Genomic DNA, 19,545 nt, shown 5'->3' with positions numbered 1-19,545 from the left:
CTCAGGCCGTAACGAGCGGTCGCATCAGCTCGATGCGGACGCCGTCCGGGTCGGCGCCGTGCATCAGCTCGATCACCGGGGTGCGGACATGCGCCGCCTCGACGAAATGGCCGCCGCGCGCGGTGAGCTCGGCCGCCGTCTTCTCGGGCTCGTCGTCCCAGAAGGCGATGTGGGTCAGGCCGAAGCGGTTGAGCGGACGGCGCGTCCGCTGCCCCTTGCTGCCGGGCTCGAACACCTTGAGCAGTTCGAGCGTATTGCCCTCGGCGTCGCGGATCATCTGGGCGCGCAGCTTGATGCCGGGCACCTCGTTGATCACGCCGAGCCAGTCGAGGCCCTGGTCGAGAACATAATCCTCGGCCCGCTCGAAGCCCAGGGTGCGATAATAGGCCAGCGACACATCGACATCGTCGACGCAGATCCCGCTGTGCGAGAAGCGCGCGGCGACGCCGGGCGCCTTCATCAGCTCGATCCGCACCCCGTCGGGGTCGGTGCAGTAGAGCATCGTCGTATCGTTCTCGGCATAATGCGCGCGGGTGCTTTCATGGACGTGGCCGCCCGCCGCCGCGATCCGCGCCGCCGCCGCGTCGATGTCGTCGACATAGAAGGACAGGTGGACAAGGCCATAGTCGAGCGTCGACCGGCGCTCGCGCGGGCCGGATGCCTCGGGTGCGAGGAAGTGCAGCAGTTCGATGACCGGGCCATCGGGGTGGCGGAGCATCTTTGCCCGCAGGCGGACGCCGGGAAGCTCCATGGTCTTGTCCATGTCGGGACCCTCGATGATCCCATAGTCCTGATGGTCCTCGAACCCCAGGCCCTCCCGATAGAAGCGCTCGGAGGCCTCCATGTCGCTGATGCAGATTCCGCGATGCGACAGCCTGACCATATCGTCCCCTCCTCATGGGTTATGTCGTTGGCGCAAACGTGCCGCATGGGAGCTTGGGCCGCATAGTCCGATTGGACGATGCCGCGCATTTCCGCGCCACATAGTCTCTCACCCGGATGCAGCCGGCGATACGAAGACCGGCCAGGTTTAAGGAGAGCGGACATCATGAAATTCTCGATCATCTACGAAGCGCAGATGGCGGACCCCTCACCCGAATCGGAGGTGCGCTGCTTCAACGAGATCGTCGAGCAGGTGTTGCTCGCCGAGCAGATGGACTTCGACACGGTCTGGTGCGTCGAGCACACGGCGCTCACCCAATATGCCCATATGTCCGCGCCCGAGACGATGCTGGCCTATCTTGCCGGCAAGACTTCGCGCATCGGCATCGGCCATGGCGTCGTCTGCCTGCCGCCCGCGATGAACCACCCGGTGAAGGTGGCGGAGCGGATCGCGACGCTGGACATCCTGTCGGGCGGCCGCGTCCATTTCGGCATGGGCAAGGGCGGTACCCAGCAGGAAGCCGGCACCTTCGGCTATGACCTGACCCAGCTGCAGCCGATGATCGACGAGTCGATGTATCTGATCCCGAAGATCATGACGCAGGACGAGATCGAGCATGATGGCCAGTACATCCAGATTCCGCGCCGTCCGATCCACCCGAAGCCGCTGCAGAAGCCGCATCCGCCGCTCTATTATGCCTGCACGCGCGAGGCTACGCTGGAGCTGGCCGGCCGTCGCGGCATCGGCGCGCTTGTTCTGGGCTTCTCCGGCCCCGAGGAAATCGCCCGCAAAAATGCGGTCTATCGCGAGAATTTCCGCAACCGGAAGGTCGAGGACCAGGTCGGCGTCGTGCCGACCGAGCATCTCGCCGCCTTCTGTGCCGCCTGCGTGCTCGACGACCGCGAGGAGGCCCGTCGCATCGGCCTGCGCGGTCAGCGCTTCTTCGCCGAGGCGATCGCCCACTGGTATCAGGGTGGCCCCAAGCCTTCGATCGACGACCTGTCAGCCGAGGAGCAGGAAGCTGCGCTGAGCAAGGGCAAGGAAGCGATCGTCACCTATCTGTCCGAAGAGAAGATCGAGATCGGCGACGAGCACACCAGCAACTATTCGGTCGCGCAGGACGCCTATGGCAATGCCGACGACTGCATCCGCTATGTGACGCGGCTGCAGGAGGCGGGCGCCGACGAGGTGCTGTTCCTGTTCCAGATGGGGACGATCCCGCACGAATCGATCCTCCAGACGATCCGCAACATCGGCACCAAGGTCATCCCCCACTTCCGCGACCAGCAGAAGACCGCGATCGCAGCGGAGTGACCGGGCCCATGTTCGCGAACAAGGTCGCCATCGTCACCGGTGGCGGGTCGGGAATCGGCCGTGCCGCGTCCCGGCGTCTCGCGGCGGAGGGCGCATCGGTCGTCGTCGCCGACCTGAACGGGGAGAGCGCGGATGCTACCGCGTCGCTCATCGTCCAGGCCGGCGGCAACGCCATCGCGGTCAAAGCCGACATCTCCAGCGATGCCGATAATGAGGCGATGTTCGACGCTGCCGAGCGCACGTTCGGCGGGGTCGACCTGACCTTCCTCAATGCCGGGATGCTGCAGCCCTATATCCCGTTCGATCAGGTGACCCCCGCGCTGTTCGACAAGATCATCGCGGTCAATCTGCGCGGGACCTTCCTCGGCCTGCAGCTGGCGCTGGCGCGCTCGCGTGCCGGCGGTGCCTGCGTCGTCACGGCGTCGGCGGCCGGGGTGATCGGTTTCTCCGAAGCGGCGGCCTATGCCACGTCGAAGCACGGCATGGTCGGGCTGGTCCGCTCGGCAGCCCGGGCCTTTGCGGAGAAGCAGCTGCGGGTGAACGCGATCTGTCCCGGCATGGTGCTGACGCCGATGAACGGGCTGGAGCAGGACGACTCGATCAAGGCCGAGCTCACCGACCCCGATTATCGCGGTGGATTGTCGGCGCAGCACATCGCCGAGGTGGCGCTGTTCCTGCTGTCGCGCAACGCCGCCGGGGTGAACGGTCAGGCGCAGCTGGTCGATGCGGCGCTGCTGTCGTCCTTCCCGCCGCTCGATCTCTAGAGGTCAGCCGGCGGGTCGCGACAGGCTGGGCAGGCTCTGATGGACGAGCTGCACCAGCTGGCTCTGCCGCTTGACCCCGGTCTTGCCGAAGATCGACCGAAGATGGGCGCGCACGGTGTTGGCCGAAATGCCGAGCCGTGCCGCCACTTCGGCTGGCGCCAGTCCCTCCGCCAGATGCGCCGCGACCGCAGCCTCGCCCTGGGTGAGGCCCAGCAAGTCGCGGATCGCTTCTGCGGAGATGCGCGGACCATGGGTCGGGTCGGTCAGGAACAGCACCAGCGCGGGGCCACCCCCCGCCGATATGAAGTCGGGGGCGGGCGCCTGTCCTGCGACCAGCAGCAGATCGCCCGTGCCCGAGGGGCGCTCGATCCGGATCGTCATGGGCGCGCCGTCTTCGCCGCGCGCGAGGCGGTCCTGCAATTGCCGGCCGAGCGCGGCATCGTCGAAAGTCAGCGCGCCGTTGCGCAGCGCGATCCCGTCCTGCTCCGCCAATATGGTCGAGGCGGGCGCATTGAGCCGCAGAACCTTGCCCTTGCGGTCGAGGATGATCAACCCGACCGCCATCTGCGCGACCGCGCCCGCATAGATGCGCTGCTCGGTCTCGCCGGAAGCAATCCGCTCGAACAGCGCCAGCGCGATGCGCAGATGCGGAACGATCTTCTCCAGCTTGCGGCGGTCCTCGACCGTGAAGCGCGGCTGGTCGGCCGCGCGGGTCAGGCGCAGCCGCAGCTCGAGCCGGCTCGCCTCGCCGATATCGACACCCAATATCTCGTCGCTGGTATGCTCGACGAACTCGCGGAAGGCGCTCTTGCGGTCGAGCATCGTCGCCGAGACGAAATCGCGGAAATGCTCGACCTTGCCGTCGGGCAGGCCGATGAAGGGATCGTCGGCGAACAGGCGGCTGCTATAGTCGGCGCCGACACCGGGATCGGCATTGGGCGTCAGGATCATGCCGGGCTGCTCGGCCGATCGCGGAGTCAGGATCAGCGTGACCCAGGTCGCGCCCGACGCCTTCGACAGGCGGCCGAGAAAGGCAGCCCATGGTTCTTCGTCCAGCAGGCTCGCGAACAGCGCGGCGAGCACGCCGGGCATGTCGTCATATTCTTCGGGCATCAGGTCCAGCATCAGGAGAGGGAATAGAATGATCGATCCAGCCTTGCAGCAAATGATTGATGCCATGGCCGCCAGCGGCTTCGCCTTGCCGGACCCGCTCGAGGCGAATGCGATGCGGGCGATGATGGACAATCCCATGCCCATGCCGCCGGTCGAGGTTGCCGAGGTCCGCGACGTCGAGGTCGACGGTGCCGCCGGGCCGTTGCCCGCCCGCCTCTATCACCCGAAGCCGGGCGAGACGCTGCCGGTCGCGGTGCTGTTCCATGGCGGCGGCTGGGTCGTCGGAACGCTGGAGACGCATGACGGGCTGGCGCGCAAGATCGCGCAGGAGGCCGGCTGCGCCGTGCTGTCGGTCGGCTATCGCCTGGCGCCCGAGCATCCCTTTCCCGCGCCGCTGCTCGATTGCGTCGCAGCGGTCGAAGGCCTGCCCGCGCGCGCCGCGAGCTTCGGCGTCGATCGCAGCCGCTATGCGGTGATCGGTGACAGTGCCGGGGGCAATCTCGCTGCGGCGACCGCCCTGTCGCTGCGCGGCAAGCCGCATGCCCCGCTGGCACAGGTGCTGTTCTATCCGGTGATCGACAATGATTTCGACAATGGCTCCTACCGCGCCAATGCGGCGGGCGGCTTCCTGTCGAACGAGATGATGGCCTTCTTCTGGAAGGCCTATATCGGCGACGCGCAGCCGAGCGAACTCGCTGCTCCGATCCGCGCGAAGGACCTGTCGGGCCTGCCGCCCGCGACGATCATCCTGGCGGCGAATGACCCGCTGCATGACGAGGGCTTCGCTTATGCCGTGCGGCTGCGTGAAGCCGGCGTGCCGACCGATCTCCACGATTTCTCGGGCGGCATTCATGGCTTTGCGAGCTTCTTCGGACTGTCGCCGATCGCCGACCAGGCCGTAGCGCTGGGCGCGGCCGCGCTGAAGCGCGCCTTCGCCTGATGGCGAGCGGGGTGGCGGGCCATCGCTCGCCACCCCGCCGGGCCTCGCTTGTTCAGGCGGGTTCGTTGATCCCGATCGCATCGGCCGCCGCAAGCCAGCCGAAGGTCATCGCCGGGCCGAGCGTGGCGCCGGCGCCCGGATAGCTGTAGCCCATCACCGATGCGGCGAGATTGCCGACCGCATAGAGGCCGGGAATGGCGCTGCCATCCTCACGCAGCACATGGGCGCGGCCATCGGTGACGAGGCCGCCATTGGTGCCGATGTCGCCCAGATAGAGCGGGATCGCATAGAAAGGCGCTTTCTCGACCGTCCCCAGCGACGGATTGGGCGAGACGCGCGGATCGCCATAGAGCCGGTCATAGGTGGCATCGCCGCGCCCGAAATCCTCGTCCCGACCCTGGCCGACCATGGTGTTGAAGCGCTGCACGGTCGCCTTCAGCGTGGTCGGGTCGAGCTTCATTTTCTCGGCCAGCTCGCTGATCGTCGAGGCCTTGACCAGCACCTGCCGGACGGCGGCGGGTAGCATCGCATCGGGAAAGCCGGGAATCACCGGGCCGGCCGGATAGCGGGCGCGATAGCGGCTGTCGAAGACCAGCCAGCTGGGATCGGTGCCGGCGCCCGGACGGTGGCGGGCCATCATCGCCTCGCCGAACCGGTGATAGGACAGCGCCTCATTGGCGTAGCGCTTGCCGGCCTGGTTGACGATGATCGAGTAGGGCAGGGCGCGCTCGACCGTCGAAAGCCGCGCGCGGTCCTCGCCGGGAATGCGGAAGACCGGCGCCCACCAGGCCGAATCGAGGTTGCGGGTCGCAGCGCCGAGCTTCGTGGCCGCGAAGAGCGCGTCGCCCTCGTTGTTGACCTGCGATCCGCTCGCCTGCGGCTGGTGCGCGCCGGGCAGATGCTCCTCGCGCAGCGCGGCGTTGCGCTCGAACCCGCCGGCCGCGAGGATGACACCCCGGCGCGCGCCGATCCGCAGCTCGCGGCCCTCATGGCGGACAGTGGCACCGACCACCCTGCCGCCCTCTTCGATCAGGCCGGTGAAGGGGCTCTTCAGCCAGAAGGTCGCGCCCGTCCGATCGAGCGCCTTGCGGAGCTGCGCCATCAGCGCGGTGCCGAGGGTCAGGCGCCGGTCGCGCGGGCTGCGCAGACGCTGCGGAATGTCGAGCCAATAACCCGCCATGACCTTGAGCGTGACGCCCAGCCAGCCCTTGGGGCGGAACAGGACGGTGTTGGTTTCCGACAGCTTCCAGTTGATCCGCCCCCACAGGCTGGCGGCCGGCGATGCGCGCTGCATCGTGTCGAAGGTGGCGCGGTCCATCGTCCGGGCGTCGATCTCGCCCGGCATCAAATGGGTGCGGAAGCCGTCGCGGCTGCCCTCGGTCTCCGGATAATAATCGGGATAGGGCAGGGCGGCATATTCCACGTCCGCCTCGCGCTCGATCCAGGCGAGCATGCGGTGGGCATTGTCGATGAAGGCGTGGATCTGCTCGTCCTTGACGTTCGGCGCGGTCAGCCGGCGGACATAGCCGAAAGCCTCCTCCAGATCGTCGGGCTTGCCGGCGGCAGCCGCGAGGTGGCTTCCGGGGATCCAGATACCGCCGCCAGAGGTCGCCGACGTGCCGCCCCAGAGATCACCCTTCTCGGTCACGAGGACGTCGGCGCCCGCCTTCGCCGCGCGCAGCGCCGCCACCAGCGCGGCAGCGCCCGACCCGACCACCAGCAGATCCACTTCCCGATCGAACGCCATGTCCCCTCCCGTAATCGCTTATCGTGTAAAACTACACTATGCGAAGCTGATCGAACGTGTATCAACGCAAATCGACAGTTTCCAGTGGAATGATGCTGGAGTCTGCGTTGGGAGGGAGCAGTGACCGACGATATCCTCAGGCGGCTCGACCGGCTCGAGTCGATCGATGCGATCCGCCAGCTTGCCGCCAAATACAGCCTCGCCCTCGACATGCGCGACGCCGATGCGTGGGTCGGCCTGTTTCCCGAGGACGTCAAGGTCGGCGATGGCTCCACCGGCCGCGCGGCGCTGCGCGACTGGTTCGACCAGACGATGCGCCAGCAATTCGACGGCACCTCGCATCATATCGGCGGCCATATCATCGAGTTCGACGATCCCGACCATGCGCAGGGGGTCGTCTATTCCAAGAACGAGCATGAGACCGGCCCCGAATGGGTGATCATGCAGATGATCTATGTCGATCGCTATGAGCGGATCGATGGCCGCTGGTATTTCCGGCGCCGGCTGCCGCTCTACTGGTATGCGACCGACCTCAACAAGCCGCCGATCGGCGCGCGCAAGATGCGCTGGCCCGGTCGCGAGCCCTATGAGGGGGGCTATCATGACTATTTCCCGTCCTGGAGGGAATTCTGGGCGCGCAGCGGGCCGGCCGACCGACCCGTGGCCGAGCCCGCACCGCTGGAGAAATTCATCGCAACGATGCGCGGATCGGCTGCCGCGCCCAAGGTGAAGGTACGCTGATGTCCGGACTGTTCGATCCCGTGCGCCTGGGGGCGCTCGACCTGCGCAACCGCATCGTGATGGCGCCGATGACGCGCAGCCGCGCCGACGAGGCGGACCGGCCGACCGACCTGCACGTCGACTATTATGCGCAGCGCGCGGATGCCGGCCTGATCGTCAGCGAGGGCATTCACCCGTCGATCGAGGGCAAAGGCTATCCGCGCACGCCAGGCATCTATGACGACGCCCAGCGGGTTGCTTGGAAAAAGGTGACCGACGCGGTCCACGCGCGCGGTGGGGCGATCGTGGCTCAGCTGATGCACGTGGGCCGCATCGCCGCCGAGGCGAACCGTCCGGCCGGTACCGACATCATCGCCCCGTCCGCGATCCAGGCCAATGCGAAGCTGTGGACCGCCACCGGCATGTCGGGGACGATGGTTCCCCGCGCGCTCGAGACGTCGGAGATTCCGGGCGTGATCGAGGCCTATGCATCGGCCGGCGCGCGGTCGATCGCGGCTGGGTTCGACGGGGTCGAGCTCCACTGCACCTCGGGCTATCTGCCGGCCCAGTTCATGGCGACCGGGACGAACCGCCGCACCGACGGCTATGGCGGATCGGTGGCGAACCGGGTCCGCTTCGTGGTCGAAACGCTGGAAGCGCTGGCCGGGCGCATCGGGGCCGACCGGGTCGGCTTCCGCATCTGCCCCGGCAATCCTTTCAACGATCTGCATGACGAGGACCCGGCGGAGACCCATGCGACGCTGCTCGACGCGATCGACGGGCTGGGCCTCGCCTACTGCCATCTGATCGCGATGGAGGTGCCGCAGGGGATCGATCATCGCGCCGTGGCGGCCGCGCATTGGCACGGCCCGCTGATCCTCAACGAGAGCATCGATCAGGCCCGTGCAGAAGCGCTGCTCGCGGAGGGGGCGGCCGACGCGATCTCCTTCGGCCGGCCGTTCATTGCGAACCCCGATCTGGTCGACCGCTTCCGCCACGGCCACCCGCTCGCGACCTTCGATCCGATGCTGATCTACGCCGAGGGCGCGCGAGGCTACACCGACTATCCGGCCTATTCGCCGGCCGACTGACGCGACTAGTCAGGCGACGATCACCGGCCGCTCTATCGCGCAGAAGGTGTGGACGAGCAGCGGGTGGACCAGGAACTCGGGATATTCGGGGTCGAACCAGCGCTCGACATGTGCCCAGTGTGCCGGGTGCATCATATAGGGCCCTTCCAGCCCCGCCTGGTCGGCATATTCCTGTTCCCAGACATGCGTCCATTCGTGGAGGCCCGACGCATGGTCGGCGGTCGAGATCTGCCAGCGGCGGATCGAGGAGATCGCGCCCGGCATCGACGCGGTCTGTTGCCCGAAGGCATCGAGCCGCTCGGGCGTCGGGTTCACCGAGGCGCGGAACAGGGCGACGCGGTAAAGGCCGCCGCCTTCGACCGGCCCGCCGTTCTTTCCGTTCCGGAAGGCTACTTTGTCCGCATGGGCGGTAACCTCAGGGTCGGCCAGCAGTCGGGCCGCGTGCGCCCATGTGTCACTGGCCAACGCCGCCTCACAAGCCGCACGGTCTGCGAAGCTTCCCCGCCAGATCGCATCGCCGCCATTGTAGACGCCGGGAAGGGTGGGGGCGAACAGGATCGAGGCGCTGTCGAGCGCCGCACTCGCCTCCGCGATCGTCCGCATCGCTTCTTGGCGGTGTTCCGGGGCGAAGGTCGGGATGATCAGTTGGTTATACATGGGCCAGCGCCTCCAGCGCCTCCGCCGGGGCATAGGTGCCGCGCTTGCGCGACAGGATATATTGCGGTGCGGTTTCGTTCCACCAGCGATAGACCGACTCGTCGCCGCGCGCCTGATGCTTGGCGCCCCAGACGCTGCCGGCATGATCGGCCTGCCAGATCAGCAGGAGCCGGTTGGGCGCGTCGTCCAGCCACATCGCCGGCTCGACCATCGTCTGCACCAGCTTGAGGCCGCGCACCTCGTTGCCCGGCGCATAGTCGGCCATATAGGCGTCCAGGAAAGCCTGGCCCATGCCGGGCCTGGTTTCGACCTCGTCGACGACCCAGATCATGCGAGCGCCTCATTGACCGCGAGAAGGATCTTGCCGCGGACATGGCCGTCCTTGACGCGGCGATGCGCTTCGCCCGCCTGCGCGAGCGGCAGGACTTCGATCGCGGGCGCCTTGATCTTGCCAGCGCCGAGTGCGTCGACGAGCGCGTTCAGCTGGCGCTCCTGCCGGGCGAAATTGGCGATGGTCGGGACGATCGACACCCCCAGTTCGGCGGCGCGCGCGGGATCGGGCATGGGCTCGTCGGCGATCAGCGTACCGATCGGCGCGACGATGCCGCCCTGGCGGACCATCTCGATCGAGTCGAGCAGCGTACCCTGGCCGACCGTGTCGACGACGAGGTCGACCCCGGCAGGGGCCCAGGCCGCCACCTGCGCGCGAACGTCGCCCTGGCGATAGTCGATGGCCAGGTCCGCGCCGAGGCTGCGGACATAATCGATATTGGCGGGACCACAGGTCGCCGCGACCTTGGCGCCAGCCATATTCGCCAGCTGCACGGCGAAGCCGCCGGTGCCGCCCGCGCCGCCATTGACGAGGACATATTGGCCCGCCTGGGTCCTCCCGACGTCGAACACGGCTTCCCATGCCGTAATCGCTGCCGTCGGGATCGAGGCGGCATCGCGCAGCGAGACATGGTCGGGGAGTTTCACGACGCGCTCACGGTCGGACAGCACATATTCGGCATAGGAACCGCGTTCGCCCTTGCCCTGGTTGGACGCGGTGACAACCCGGTCGCCGACCGCAAGGCCGGTCACGCCCTCGCCCACTTCGGCGACGAGACCGGCGGCGTCGAAGCCGACGACGAAAGGAAAGACATATTGGAAGTAGAGCTGAAGCCAGCCTTCGCGCGCCTTCCAGTCGGCGGGGTTCACCCCGGCATAGGCTACCTGCACGACCACCTGGCCCGGCCCTGCGCGTGGGCGCTCGATCCGCGCGAGTTCGAGGACCTCGGGACCTCCGAACCGGTTGAGAACCATCGCTTCCATCGTTTCACCGGACATCGTCCGCACCCCTCCGCATGATCTATTTCGCAACATTGTGCCGTCTGGAAAACGCAAATGCAAAGTCAAACTGTCACGATGCTGCATATTGCGTTGTACGGGCTTGCGAATGGCGGTGTGTCGGGTTAGCCATCGAGTCGAACGAGAACATGATCCTAAAGGAGGGGCAGGTGCACGATTTCACGGGCAAGACCGTGCTGGTCACCGGAGGTGGTGTCGGCATCGGCCGGGCGGCCGCCGAAGCGTTTCGCGATGCGGGTGCCCGCGTCGCCATCATCGAAATCGACGAGCAGCGCGCGGCCGATGCGCAGTCCGCACTAGGCCCGGATGCGCTGGTCGTCGTCGGTGACGTGACCGACCCGTCCGCAGTCGCCGATCTCAGCCAGAAGGTCGATGCGGCGTTCGGCGGGCTCGACGTGCTCGTCAACAATGTCGGCGACTTCCTGATGCTGGCCAAGCCGTTCGAGCAGCTGACAGACGAGGAGGTCGGCCAGCTTTACATGACCAATCTCGGCCAGGTGTTTTCGGTCACCAAGGCGATGATCCCGCTGCTGCGCAAGAAAGGCGCGGGGAGCAGCATCGTCTGCGTGTCGTCGATCGAGGGCTTTCGCGGCATCCCCAACTGTGCGGTCTATGCAGCATGCAAGGCGGGCCTCACCGGCTTCACCAAGAGCCTCGCGCTCGAACTCGGGCCGGAAGGCATCCGCATCAACCTGATCGCGCCGGAGACGACCGACACGCCGCAGGTGCCGGTGTCGCTGATGATCCCCGAGGAGCATCGCGAGCATATCCCCAGCTGGATACCACTCGGTCGCTTCGGCACCCCGCAGGACATGGCGTCGGGCATCTTGTTCCTCGCGAGTCCGCACGCGGCGTGGATCACCGGCACCGCGCTGCATATCGACGGCGGCGCGCTGGCCGCGGCCGGCTGGTATCGCGATCCGCGTGGCGTCTGGACCAACCTGCCCGTGCTGTCGGGCAATGGCCTCAATTTCTGATCTGCCCCCATTTCTGATGCGAAGGAAAAGCATATGAAGATCATCGTCGTCGGCGGTGCCGGCATGATCGGCGGGCGCGCCGCGCTCCACCTCAAGGCCAAGGGCCATGACGTCACCATCGCGGGCCGTAACCCGCCGGCCGCGGGCACCCCGCTGGGCGACCTGCCCTTCCTGCGGGTCGACTATGTGAACATGGACTTCGACCGCGACGCGCTCGGCCAGTTCGACGCGCTCGTCTTCGCGGCGGGCAACGACGTGCGCCACCAGCCGCCGGGGGTGGGCGACCAGCATTGGCACGACGCCAATTCGGTCGGTGTGCCCCGCTTCTTCGAGGCAGCCAAGAAGGCCGGCATCAAGCGTGCGGTCAATGTCGGCAGCTTTTATCCGCAGGCTGCGCCGCACCTCGTCGAGACCAACGCCTATGTGAAATCGCGCAAGGTCTCGGACGAAGGCGTCGCCGCACTTGCCGACGACGGCTTCGTCGCGATGAGCATCAACGCACCCTTCGTCGTCGGCGCGGTCCCGGGCCTCGTCATCCCGATGTTTGCAGCCTACACCCAATATGCCGAGGGCAGGTTCGCTCCGATGCCAGAATTCGCGCCTCCGGGGGGCACCAACTTCATCTCGACCCAGTCGCTCGCCGAAGCGATCGAGGGCGGGCTGGAGCGCGGCGAGCCGGGCGGCTCCTATCTTGTCGGCGACGAGAATCTGTCCTTCCAGGATTATTTCGGGGCTTTCTTCGAGGGCGTGGGTCGCGAAAAGCCGCCGGTGCGCGACGAGGAGCATCCGATGCTGCCCGATGGCGCCATCTTCTTCGGGCGCGGCAACAGCCTGTTCTACGATACCGATCCCAAGGTGGTGGAACTGCTCGGCTATCGCCGCAACGATATCGTCCCGGCGATCGGCGAGATCGTCGCCCAGTATCGGAGTTGATCGCATGACCGACATGCTGGATGGCAAGGTTGCGATCGTCACGGGCGGAGCCGACGGCATCGGCCGGGGCGTCGTCGAGAGGTTCCGGGCGGACGGCGCGCAGGTGCTGCTGGCCGACTTCGATGTTGAGGGCGGACGCAGGGCCGCAGAAGAAACGGGGGCGCATTTCTTCGCCTGCGACGTCATGCAGAAGGATCAGGTCGAGGCGATGGTCGCCGAGGCGATCGCCCGCTTCGGCACGGTCGACATATTGATCAACAATGCCTGGGGCGGAACGCAGCTCGGCCGCATCGAGAACAAGAGCGACGCTGCGATCCAGCATGGCCTCACCATGGCCCTCATGGCGGCGAAATGGGCGATGCAGGCGGTGTTCCCGGTAATGAAGGCGAAGCGCTGGGGCCGCATCGTCAGCATCGCGTCGCTCAACGGCGTCAATGCCCATATCGGCTCGGCCGAATATAATGTCGGCAAGGAAGCGCTGCGCGCCTTCACCCGCACGGCCGCGCGCGAATGGGCGGGGCATGGCATCACCTGCAACATCGTCTGTCCGGCGAGCATCAGTGCGGCCTATCGCAAGTTCCGCGAGATGAACCCGGAAACGGCGGCGATCATGGCTGCGCAGAATCCGATGGGACGGATGGGCGACCCGGTCGAGGATATAGCGCCGGTCATCGCCTTTCTGTCGAGCGAGGAGAGCCGCTATCTGACCGGCAACACTCTGTTCCTCGACGGGGGATCGCACATCAACGGCGTGGCCTGGGCGCCGGAATTGCCAGAGGACGCTTGATTCCCGGCCGAAGCACGGGAAGATGACCCGCGTGGACACCAAATCAGACTCTACCCCCGCCCGGCCGGCTGGTCGCCCGCGCCGCCTGACCCTCGATCGCCTGCTCGACACGGCGATCGAGATGGGCCTGCCCGACCTCAACATGAAGGAACTGGCGGCGACGCTCGGCGTCGGCATCGCGACCCTGTATCGCTATGTCGACAATCGCGAGGCGCTGATCCGCCTTGCCGTCGGGCGTCAGGCGATCCGCGCGCTGCCGATCGACCGGGGCCAGCCCTGGCGCGAACTGGTGATGGACCATGCCACCTCGCTGTTCAGTTCGGTCGGGCAGCAGCCGTCGCTGGTGATCGAGTTCGTCGAGGCGCGCTGGGGGATCGAGGTCGAGCTCGAATCGGTCGACGGTTTCCTCGGCGCGCTCAAGGCGCGGGGCTTCACCGCGCGCGAGGCGATGGACCTGTATCGGGCGATGGCGAAGGTCGTGCTTGGCGCGGCCGTTGCCGCCGGGCACTTCGCGGCGCTGTCGGCGCGCGGGACCAACCAGGCGCGCGAACTCAAGACGGCGCTGGAAAGCTGGGACGAGGAGGAGCTTCCCCATCTCCGCGCAGCAGCCGACGATTATGCGGACGAAGCGGCCGCAACCGCCTGGCGCCCGATCCTGGAAGCGGTCATGGAGCAGATGGCCGGTCACCACCCCTGACACGACACCTTGGATCAGGTTGCCGTGCTGCCGAGGTTATGATAATTCGGTTCCGTAAATCGGAGCCAACCAGATGGATATGGAAACGACAATCGAACCCGATGAGCGGCGGACCGCCTTTGGCCGCCGGCCGTCGCGCGTGCCCGTCGAACGCGACAAGGACGGCACCTGGCACATCCGCAGCTTCGCCGCCGCGCGGAAGTTGCTGCGCAGCGATGCGACCAAGCAGGCCGGGTTCAAGGCCGAACTGCTCGAGCGCCTGCCCGAGAAGGGCAAGGTCCCGATCCTGTTCCTCGAAGGCAAGACTCACCGCGAGCAGCGCCGGCTCACCGCGCCCTTCTTCACCCCGCGCGCGGTGGACAGCCGCTATCGCGAACTGATGACGGACCTTGCCGACAAGGTGATCGGCGACTTCCGGCGGGCGGGACGGGGCGAACTCAGCACCATGGGGATGGAGATGGCCGTCGGCGTCGCCGCGCAGGTGGTGGGTCTGACCGACAGCCGCAAGCCCGGTCTCGACAAGCGGATCAATGCCTTCTTCGCCGATGGGCTGGACACTGCCGAAGGTGCGCTGCGCAAGACGTGGCAAGCGCTGGTCGCGCAATATCGCCTGATGCGCTTCTACTGGTACGATGTCCGGCCGAGCGCGAAGGTGCGCCGCGCCGCGCCGCGCGAGGACGTGATTTCGCACCTGCTGGCGGAGGGCTATAAGGGCACCGAAATCCTCACCGAGTGCATCACCTATGGTGCCGCCGGCATGGTCACGACGCGCGAGTTCATCACCGTCTGCTCGTGGCATCTGATCGAGAATCCGGTGCTGCGCGACCATTATCTCGCCTCGGACGAGGATGCGCGATACGCGCTGCTCGAGGAGTTGCTGCGGCTCGAACCCGTAGTCGGCACCATCTTCCGCCGCACGACCTGCCCGGTGTCGGTCGGCGAGTCAGAGATCCCTCAGGGCGCGCTGGTTGCGGTCGACGTCCGTGCGGTCAACGCCGATCCTGCGGTCAGCGGCGATAAGCCGTTAGCGGCGCAGCCCGGCCGCTGCCCGGCCGATCGCGCGGGCGGGCCGGTGCTGAGCTTCGGCGACGGCCATCACCGCTGCCCCGGCTCCTTCCTGGCGATCCAGGAGACCGACATCTTCCTGCTGCGCCTCCTCGCGATACCGGGGCTGCGTTTCGAGAAGGTGCCGGACGTGACCTGGAACGATCTGGTCACGGGCTATGAGCTTCGTAACGCCTGGCTGGCCTGCGATCAGGGGCCGGCGACGACTTCTGACGGACCCTCGGTCAGGGCGACGGTGTAGACCCGCCGCGCGACGCGCCAGCCGGCGGGCGTCCGGACGAGGTCGTCCGCATATTGCCCCCACATCGAATAGAGCGCGCCGGCCCACCGACCGCGTCCGCGATGGACCGCATAATAATGGACCTTCGCGGTCGCCCGGTCGCCGTCGACGGCGATGCGGAAGTTGAGCACATTGTGGTGGGTGGCGCCGCAGCTCGAATCCGGACCGAGATTGGCGTGCATCGAGGCGATCAGGCTGGCGCGGTTCGGGCTGATCACGCCCGGCCCCAGTGCCTGGGTGTAATCGCCGACGCAGTCTTCCTGGAAGACCTCGTCCATCCGGTCGAAATCCTTGGCGTCGACGATCTCGCAATAGCGGATATAGACCTGCTGGATCGCATCCTTGTCGATCAGTTCGGTAAGCGGCATTCCTCTCCCCTTTCGACCGGGGTTGTGCGCAAAATCGCCGCACATTGGCCAGCGCTAAGCACAGGCGGGATCATCTGGTATGCGCTTGTGCGTCGCCGATTGATACCTGCCGCTGCGCATGGCGGATGTCTTCCTTGTCCGCCGGCCAGCCTCCCGATAGCTTCCCACCACAATCAGAAGCCGGCGTGCGGGGGTGCATGACCGGATCGGCGAACCTGCCGACATCATGCATTTTTTGGAGAGGAAGAGGCCATGGCCGACATGCTGATCAAGAACGGCACCATCGTCGACGGCACCGGCGCCGACCGCCGCCCCGGTGACGTGCGTATCCAGGGCGACCGGATCGTCGAAATCGGACAGAATCTGGCGCCGCGCGAGGGCGAAGAGCAATTCGACGCGACCGGATGCATCGTCTCGCCCGGCTTCATCGAGGCGCACACTCATTATGACGCGACCATGTGGTGGCAGGCGGACCTGGATCCGCTGCCCGGTATCGGTGCGACCACGATCATCACCGGCAATTGCGGCTTCACGGCCGCGCCGATGTCGGACGACAAGGATGCGCAGCTGGAGATGGTGAAGATCTTCTCCTTCTTCGAAGATATCCCGCTCGAGCCCTTCCTCAAGCATGTGCCGTGGGACTGGCGGACCTGGTCGGAATATAAGGCGTCGGTCAAGGAGAAGATCCGGCTGCCGCTCAACAACGCGGCCTATGTCGGCCATATCGCGATCCGCATGGCCTCGATGGGCCTCGATGCGTGGAAGCGCCCGGCCACGGCCGAGGAGCGCAAGGTGATGGCCGCGATGCTCGACGATGCACTGGCCAACGGCGCGCTCGGCTTGTCGACCAACCTGCTCGACCATGACGGCGAGAATCGCCCGATCCCGACGCTGGTGGCCGACGATGCCGAATTCTCGGCGCTGTTCGACGTGCTCGATCGTTATCCGAACTCGACCTTCCAGTGCATCATCGACGTCGCCCTGATGCGCGACACCGGCCCGGCGCAGACCGATCGCATGGCAAAGCTGCTGAAGGGCCGCACTCTGCGCACCCAGCTGACCGGCGCGATCCCGACGGTCGCCTATCAGAAATATCTGCTGCAGCCGATGCGCGACCGTGTCGAGCAGATGCGCAAGGACGGCATCGACGTGTGGCCGGGCTATGCCCATGTGCCGCTGACCGGTCAGCTCAGCCTCTACAAGTCGCTGATCTTCGCCCAGTCGAACGACTATGTCTGGCACGAGGTCGTGCTGGCCGACGGCGCCGAGGCCAAGGAAAAGCTGCTGCGCGACCCGGAATGGCGCGCCCGCGCCCGTGAGAGCTGGGACACGCAATGCTATCCGCAGTCGCCGATGAACAACCCCGGCATGCTGCTGCTGACCAAGCTGGGCTCGGACAATGGCGAAGGCCCCTTCTGCACGCTGCTCGAATATGCCGAGGAACTGGGCCTGCACCGGTCGGACGCGATGGCCGAATGGCTGCTGCGCAACGGCGTGCTGTCGACGGTCCGCATGGCGCCGTTCGACATGGACGACGAGGTGGTCGTCGACATGATCCGCGACCCGAAGACCGTCGGCAACATCACCGACTCGGGCGCGCATCTCCAGATGCTCTGCGGTGGCGGAGAAAACCTCGTCTATCTGACCAAATATGTGCGCGACCAGAAGGCGATCAGCCTGGAGGAAGCGGTGCATTCGATGACGGGCAAACTGGCCAACCACTTCCACCTCACCGACATCGGCGAGGTGAAGACCGGCAAGCGCGCCGATCTGGTCGTATTCGATTTCGCCGAGATCGAGCAGCACGACATGGAAAAGGTCTATGACGTCACCGACGGCAAGGGCGGCATCACCTGGCGCTACACCCGCAAGGCTGCGCCGATGAAGCTGACGCTGGTCAATGGCGAGGCGACCTTCCGCAACGGCGCCTATACCGGCGCCAAGCCCGGCGCTTTCCTGGAGCCGGCCGCCGCGCTCGAGCCGACCGCGATCGCCGCAGAGTGACGGTAAGAGTGGAGTTTGCCCAATGACCAAAATGCTTATTCGTGGCGGCAAGGTGATCGACGGTACCGGCGCCGAGGCCTTCGATGCGGACGTCCGCATCGAAGGCAGCCGCATCGTCGAGGTCGGCGCCGGCCTCGCGCCGCGCGCCGGCGAAGAGACGTTCGATGCCTCGGGCTGCTACGTCACGCCCGGCTTCATCGAGAGCCACACCCATTATGACGCGACGATGTGGTGGCAGCCCGATCTCGATCCGCTGCCGGGCAATGGCGCGACGACGGTCATCCTCGGCAATTGCGGCTTCACCGCTGCCCCCTTGTCGAAGGAGAAGGCCGCGCAGCTGGAGATGATCAAGATCTTCTCCTTCTTCGAGGATATCCCCCTCAAGCCCTTCCTGCAGCATGTGCCGTGGGACTGGGAGACCTGGTCCGAATATAAGGCCTCGATGGCGCGCAACGTCACCGTGCCGACCAACTATTCGGCTTATGTCGGACATATCGCGTTGCGTCTCGCCGCCATGGGCGTCGAAGCCTGGGAACGCGCCGCGACCGCCGACGAGGTTGCCCGCATGGCCGAGCTGCTCGAAGATGCCCTCGCGGCCGGTGCGCTCGGCATGTCGGACAATCTGCACGACCATGACGGCGACGATCGCGCCATTCCGACGTTGCTCGCCGACGATGCCGAGTTCGAGGCTCTGTTCGACGTGATGCAGCGCTATCCGGGCACGACCTATCAGTGCATCATCGATACCTTCATGCGGAAGACGGGGCCGGCGAGCCTCGAACGCCTCGGTCGACTGACCAAGGGTCGCGGCATCCGCATGCAGATCGCGGGTGCGGTGCCGACGCTGGAGTTCCAGAAGGACATTCTTCCGAAGCTCCAGGAGACGCTCGGCCGCCTGCGTGCCGAGGGCGCCGACATCTGGCCGGGCTATGCCCATGTGTCGCCCACGAGCACGCTCAGCCTGATCAAGTCGCTGATCTTCGCCCAGTCGAACGACTATGTCTGGCACGAGGTCGTGCTGGCAGAAACGCATGAGGAAAAGGCGCGGCTGCTGGCCGATGCGGACTGGCGCGCCCGCGCCCGCGAAAGCTGGGATACCAAGGCCTGGCCGCATTCGCCGATGAACAACCCGCAGGATCTCTACCTGCTCGACAGCGAGAATGGCGCCGGCCCGGTCGGCATCACGCTCAAGGACTTCGCCGACAGCCGCGGTCTCCACCGCTCGGATGCGATGGCGCAGTGGATCCTGGAAAACGGCACGCGCTCGACCGTGCACATGGCACCCTTCCCGAAGGATGAGGGGCTGACTGTCGAGCTGATGAACGACCCGCGTTCGGTGGGCAACATCTCCGATGCCGGCGCGCATCTGCAGATGCTGTGCGGCGGCGGCGAGAATATCCTGCTCTTCACCAAATATGTGAAGAAAGACATGATCTCGCTCGAACAGGCGATTCACATCAAGACGGGCAAGCTGGCCAATTTCTTTGGCCTGCACGACACCGGCGAGATCAAGGCCGGCCGTCGTGCCGACGTCGTGGTCTTCAACCTCGACGAGATCGCCTATCGCGACATGGAGAAGCGCTTCGACGTGCCGGATGGCGAGGGTGGCACGACCTGGCGCTTCACCCGTCAGGCTGCGCCGATGCGCCTGACGCTGGTCAATGGCGTGAAGACCTTCGCCGACGGCCAGTACACCGGCAACCGCCCGGGCGAATATCTGGCCCCGACCGAGGCTGCTGCCGAGCAGCGGGCGCTCGAAGCGGCCGAATGAGCGGCATTGAAGGCCGATAGGCCATGAATCCGCGGGCGGGGGCCATGGCTTCCGCCCGTTTTTTTCATGCGTCGCGCAGGGCTG

19 protein-coding genes are annotated in these 19,545 nt (G+C 66.3%); 12 read left to right on the top strand and 7 right to left on the bottom strand.

Features of this window, described 5'->3' with window-relative positions; genetic code table 11:
- Position 1: 1 nt before the first annotated feature.
- The gene (locus ACNI3R_RS02125) at positions 2 to 883 is read right to left on the bottom strand and encodes a VOC family protein (RefSeq protein WP_426179518.1); all 882 of its coding nucleotides are present in this window, start codon (positions 881 to 883) and stop codon (positions 2 to 4) included.
- A 165-nt stretch (positions 884 to 1,048) separates the two neighbouring features.
- On the opposite strand from ACNI3R_RS02125, the gene ACNI3R_RS02120 reads away from it, so the two are divergent.
- Both ACNI3R_RS02120 and ACNI3R_RS02115 read left to right on the top strand, forming a co-directional pair.
- A complete protein-coding gene (locus ACNI3R_RS02120) occupies positions 1,049 to 2,197 on the top strand; it encodes an LLM class flavin-dependent oxidoreductase (protein ID WP_426179517.1) in 1,149 nt (382 codons plus the stop codon).
- Between the two features lie 8 nt (positions 2,198 to 2,205).
- Positions 2,206 to 2,961, top strand: a complete 756-nt coding sequence (locus ACNI3R_RS02115) for an SDR family NAD(P)-dependent oxidoreductase (RefSeq protein WP_426179515.1) — start codon at positions 2,206 to 2,208, stop codon at positions 2,959 to 2,961.
- Between the two features lie 3 nt (positions 2,962 to 2,964).
- Here the strand turns inward: ACNI3R_RS02115 and ACNI3R_RS02110 are convergent, their stop codons facing one another.
- On the bottom strand, positions 2,965 to 4,074 hold the full coding sequence (locus ACNI3R_RS02110) for a helix-turn-helix transcriptional regulator (protein ID WP_426179513.1): 1,110 nt from the start codon (positions 4,072 to 4,074) through the stop codon (positions 2,965 to 2,967).
- A gap of 64 nt (positions 4,075 to 4,138) precedes the next feature.
- On the opposite strand from ACNI3R_RS02110, the gene ACNI3R_RS02105 reads away from it, so the two are divergent.
- Positions 4,139 to 5,014, top strand: a complete 876-nt coding sequence (locus ACNI3R_RS02105) for an alpha/beta hydrolase (RefSeq protein WP_426179511.1) — start codon at positions 4,139 to 4,141, stop codon at positions 5,012 to 5,014.
- 52 nt (positions 5,015 to 5,066) lie between these two features.
- On the opposite strand, the gene ACNI3R_RS02100 is transcribed toward ACNI3R_RS02105, so the two are convergent.
- Complete coding sequence (locus ACNI3R_RS02100) at positions 5,067 to 6,761, bottom strand: FAD-dependent oxidoreductase (RefSeq protein ID WP_426179510.1); 1,695 nt, start codon at positions 6,759 to 6,761, stop codon at positions 5,067 to 5,069.
- Between the two features lie 120 nt (positions 6,762 to 6,881).
- Here ACNI3R_RS02100 and ACNI3R_RS02095 point away from each other — a divergent pair, with 120 nt between their 5' ends.
- Positions 6,882 to 7,502 carry a nuclear transport factor 2 family protein gene (locus tag ACNI3R_RS02095; protein ID WP_426179508.1) on the top strand — a complete coding sequence of 207 codons (621 nt, stop codon included), beginning with the start codon at positions 6,882 to 6,884 and terminating at the stop codon, positions 7,500 to 7,502.
- Complete coding sequence (locus ACNI3R_RS02090; protein ID WP_426179506.1) at positions 7,502 to 8,572, top strand: alkene reductase; 1,071 nt, start codon at positions 7,502 to 7,504, stop codon at positions 8,570 to 8,572. Before ACNI3R_RS02095 ends, ACNI3R_RS02090 begins: the two co-directional genes overlap by 1 nt.
- 9 nt (positions 8,573 to 8,581) lie before the next feature.
- On the opposite strand, the gene ACNI3R_RS02085 is transcribed toward ACNI3R_RS02090, so the two are convergent.
- From ACNI3R_RS02085 to ACNI3R_RS02075, 3 genes are read right to left on the bottom strand one after another with little or no spacing between them, the layout of a single operon-like run.
- On the bottom strand, positions 8,582 to 9,229 hold the full coding sequence (locus tag ACNI3R_RS02085) for a Dabb family protein (protein WP_426179505.1): 648 nt from the start codon (positions 9,227 to 9,229) through the stop codon (positions 8,582 to 8,584).
- Positions 9,222 to 9,560, bottom strand: coding sequence for a hypothetical protein (locus tag ACNI3R_RS02080; protein WP_426179503.1), 339 nt, complete (start codon positions 9,558 to 9,560; stop codon positions 9,222 to 9,224). The genes ACNI3R_RS02085 and ACNI3R_RS02080 overlap by 8 nt, the downstream gene beginning before the upstream one ends.
- Positions 9,557 to 10,558, bottom strand: coding sequence for a quinone oxidoreductase family protein (locus tag ACNI3R_RS02075; protein ID WP_426179502.1), 1,002 nt, complete (start codon positions 10,556 to 10,558; stop codon positions 9,557 to 9,559). The genes ACNI3R_RS02080 and ACNI3R_RS02075 overlap by 4 nt, the downstream gene beginning before the upstream one ends.
- Before the next feature lie 170 nt (positions 10,559 to 10,728).
- Here ACNI3R_RS02075 and ACNI3R_RS02070 point away from each other — a divergent pair, with 170 nt between their 5' ends.
- From ACNI3R_RS02070 to ACNI3R_RS02050, 5 genes are all read left to right on the top strand, one after another.
- On the top strand, positions 10,729 to 11,556 hold the full coding sequence (locus ACNI3R_RS02070; protein WP_426179500.1) for an SDR family NAD(P)-dependent oxidoreductase: 828 nt from the start codon (positions 10,729 to 10,731) through the stop codon (positions 11,554 to 11,556).
- Between the two features lie 33 nt (positions 11,557 to 11,589).
- A complete protein-coding gene (locus ACNI3R_RS02065; RefSeq protein ID WP_426179498.1) occupies positions 11,590 to 12,489 on the top strand; it encodes an NAD-dependent epimerase/dehydratase family protein in 900 nt (299 codons plus the stop codon).
- Positions 12,490 to 12,493: 4 nt separating this feature from the next.
- Positions 12,494 to 13,276: an SDR family NAD(P)-dependent oxidoreductase gene (locus tag ACNI3R_RS02060; protein WP_426179497.1), complete on the top strand. Its 783-nt coding sequence runs from the start codon at positions 12,494 to 12,496 to the stop codon at positions 13,274 to 13,276.
- Positions 13,277 to 13,298: 22 nt separating this feature from the next.
- Positions 13,299 to 13,973: a TetR/AcrR family transcriptional regulator gene (locus ACNI3R_RS02055; RefSeq protein WP_426179495.1), complete on the top strand. Its 675-nt coding sequence runs from the start codon at positions 13,299 to 13,301 to the stop codon at positions 13,971 to 13,973.
- A gap of 73 nt (positions 13,974 to 14,046) precedes the next feature.
- Positions 14,047 to 15,279, top strand: a complete 1,233-nt coding sequence (locus ACNI3R_RS02050; RefSeq protein WP_426179493.1) for a cytochrome P450 — start codon at positions 14,047 to 14,049, stop codon at positions 15,277 to 15,279.
- On the opposite strand, the gene ACNI3R_RS02045 is transcribed toward ACNI3R_RS02050, so the two are convergent.
- Positions 15,228 to 15,686, bottom strand: a complete 459-nt coding sequence (locus ACNI3R_RS02045; RefSeq protein WP_426179491.1) for a nuclear transport factor 2 family protein — start codon at positions 15,684 to 15,686, stop codon at positions 15,228 to 15,230. The genes ACNI3R_RS02050 and ACNI3R_RS02045 overlap by 52 nt on opposite strands.
- A 252-nt stretch (positions 15,687 to 15,938) precedes the next feature.
- Here ACNI3R_RS02045 and ACNI3R_RS02040 point away from each other — a divergent pair, with 252 nt between their 5' ends.
- Together ACNI3R_RS02040 and ACNI3R_RS02035 are read left to right on the top strand one after the other, a co-directional pair.
- Complete coding sequence (locus tag ACNI3R_RS02040; RefSeq protein ID WP_426179490.1) at positions 15,939 to 17,690, top strand: N-acyl-D-amino-acid deacylase family protein; 1,752 nt, start codon at positions 15,939 to 15,941, stop codon at positions 17,688 to 17,690.
- Between the two features lie 22 nt (positions 17,691 to 17,712).
- Positions 17,713 to 19,461, top strand: a complete 1,749-nt coding sequence (locus ACNI3R_RS02035) for an N-acyl-D-amino-acid deacylase family protein (protein WP_426179488.1) — start codon at positions 17,713 to 17,715, stop codon at positions 19,459 to 19,461.
- Positions 19,462 to 19,545 lie beyond the last annotated feature (84 nt).

The sequence above is a fragment of the Rhizorhabdus antheiae genome (assembly GCF_049889055.1).
Taxonomy (GTDB): Bacteria; Pseudomonadota; Alphaproteobacteria; order Sphingomonadales; family Sphingomonadaceae; genus Rhizorhabdus.
Note: the sequence above shows the minus strand (reverse complement) of the source record. Positions and strands in the feature narration are given on the sequence as shown.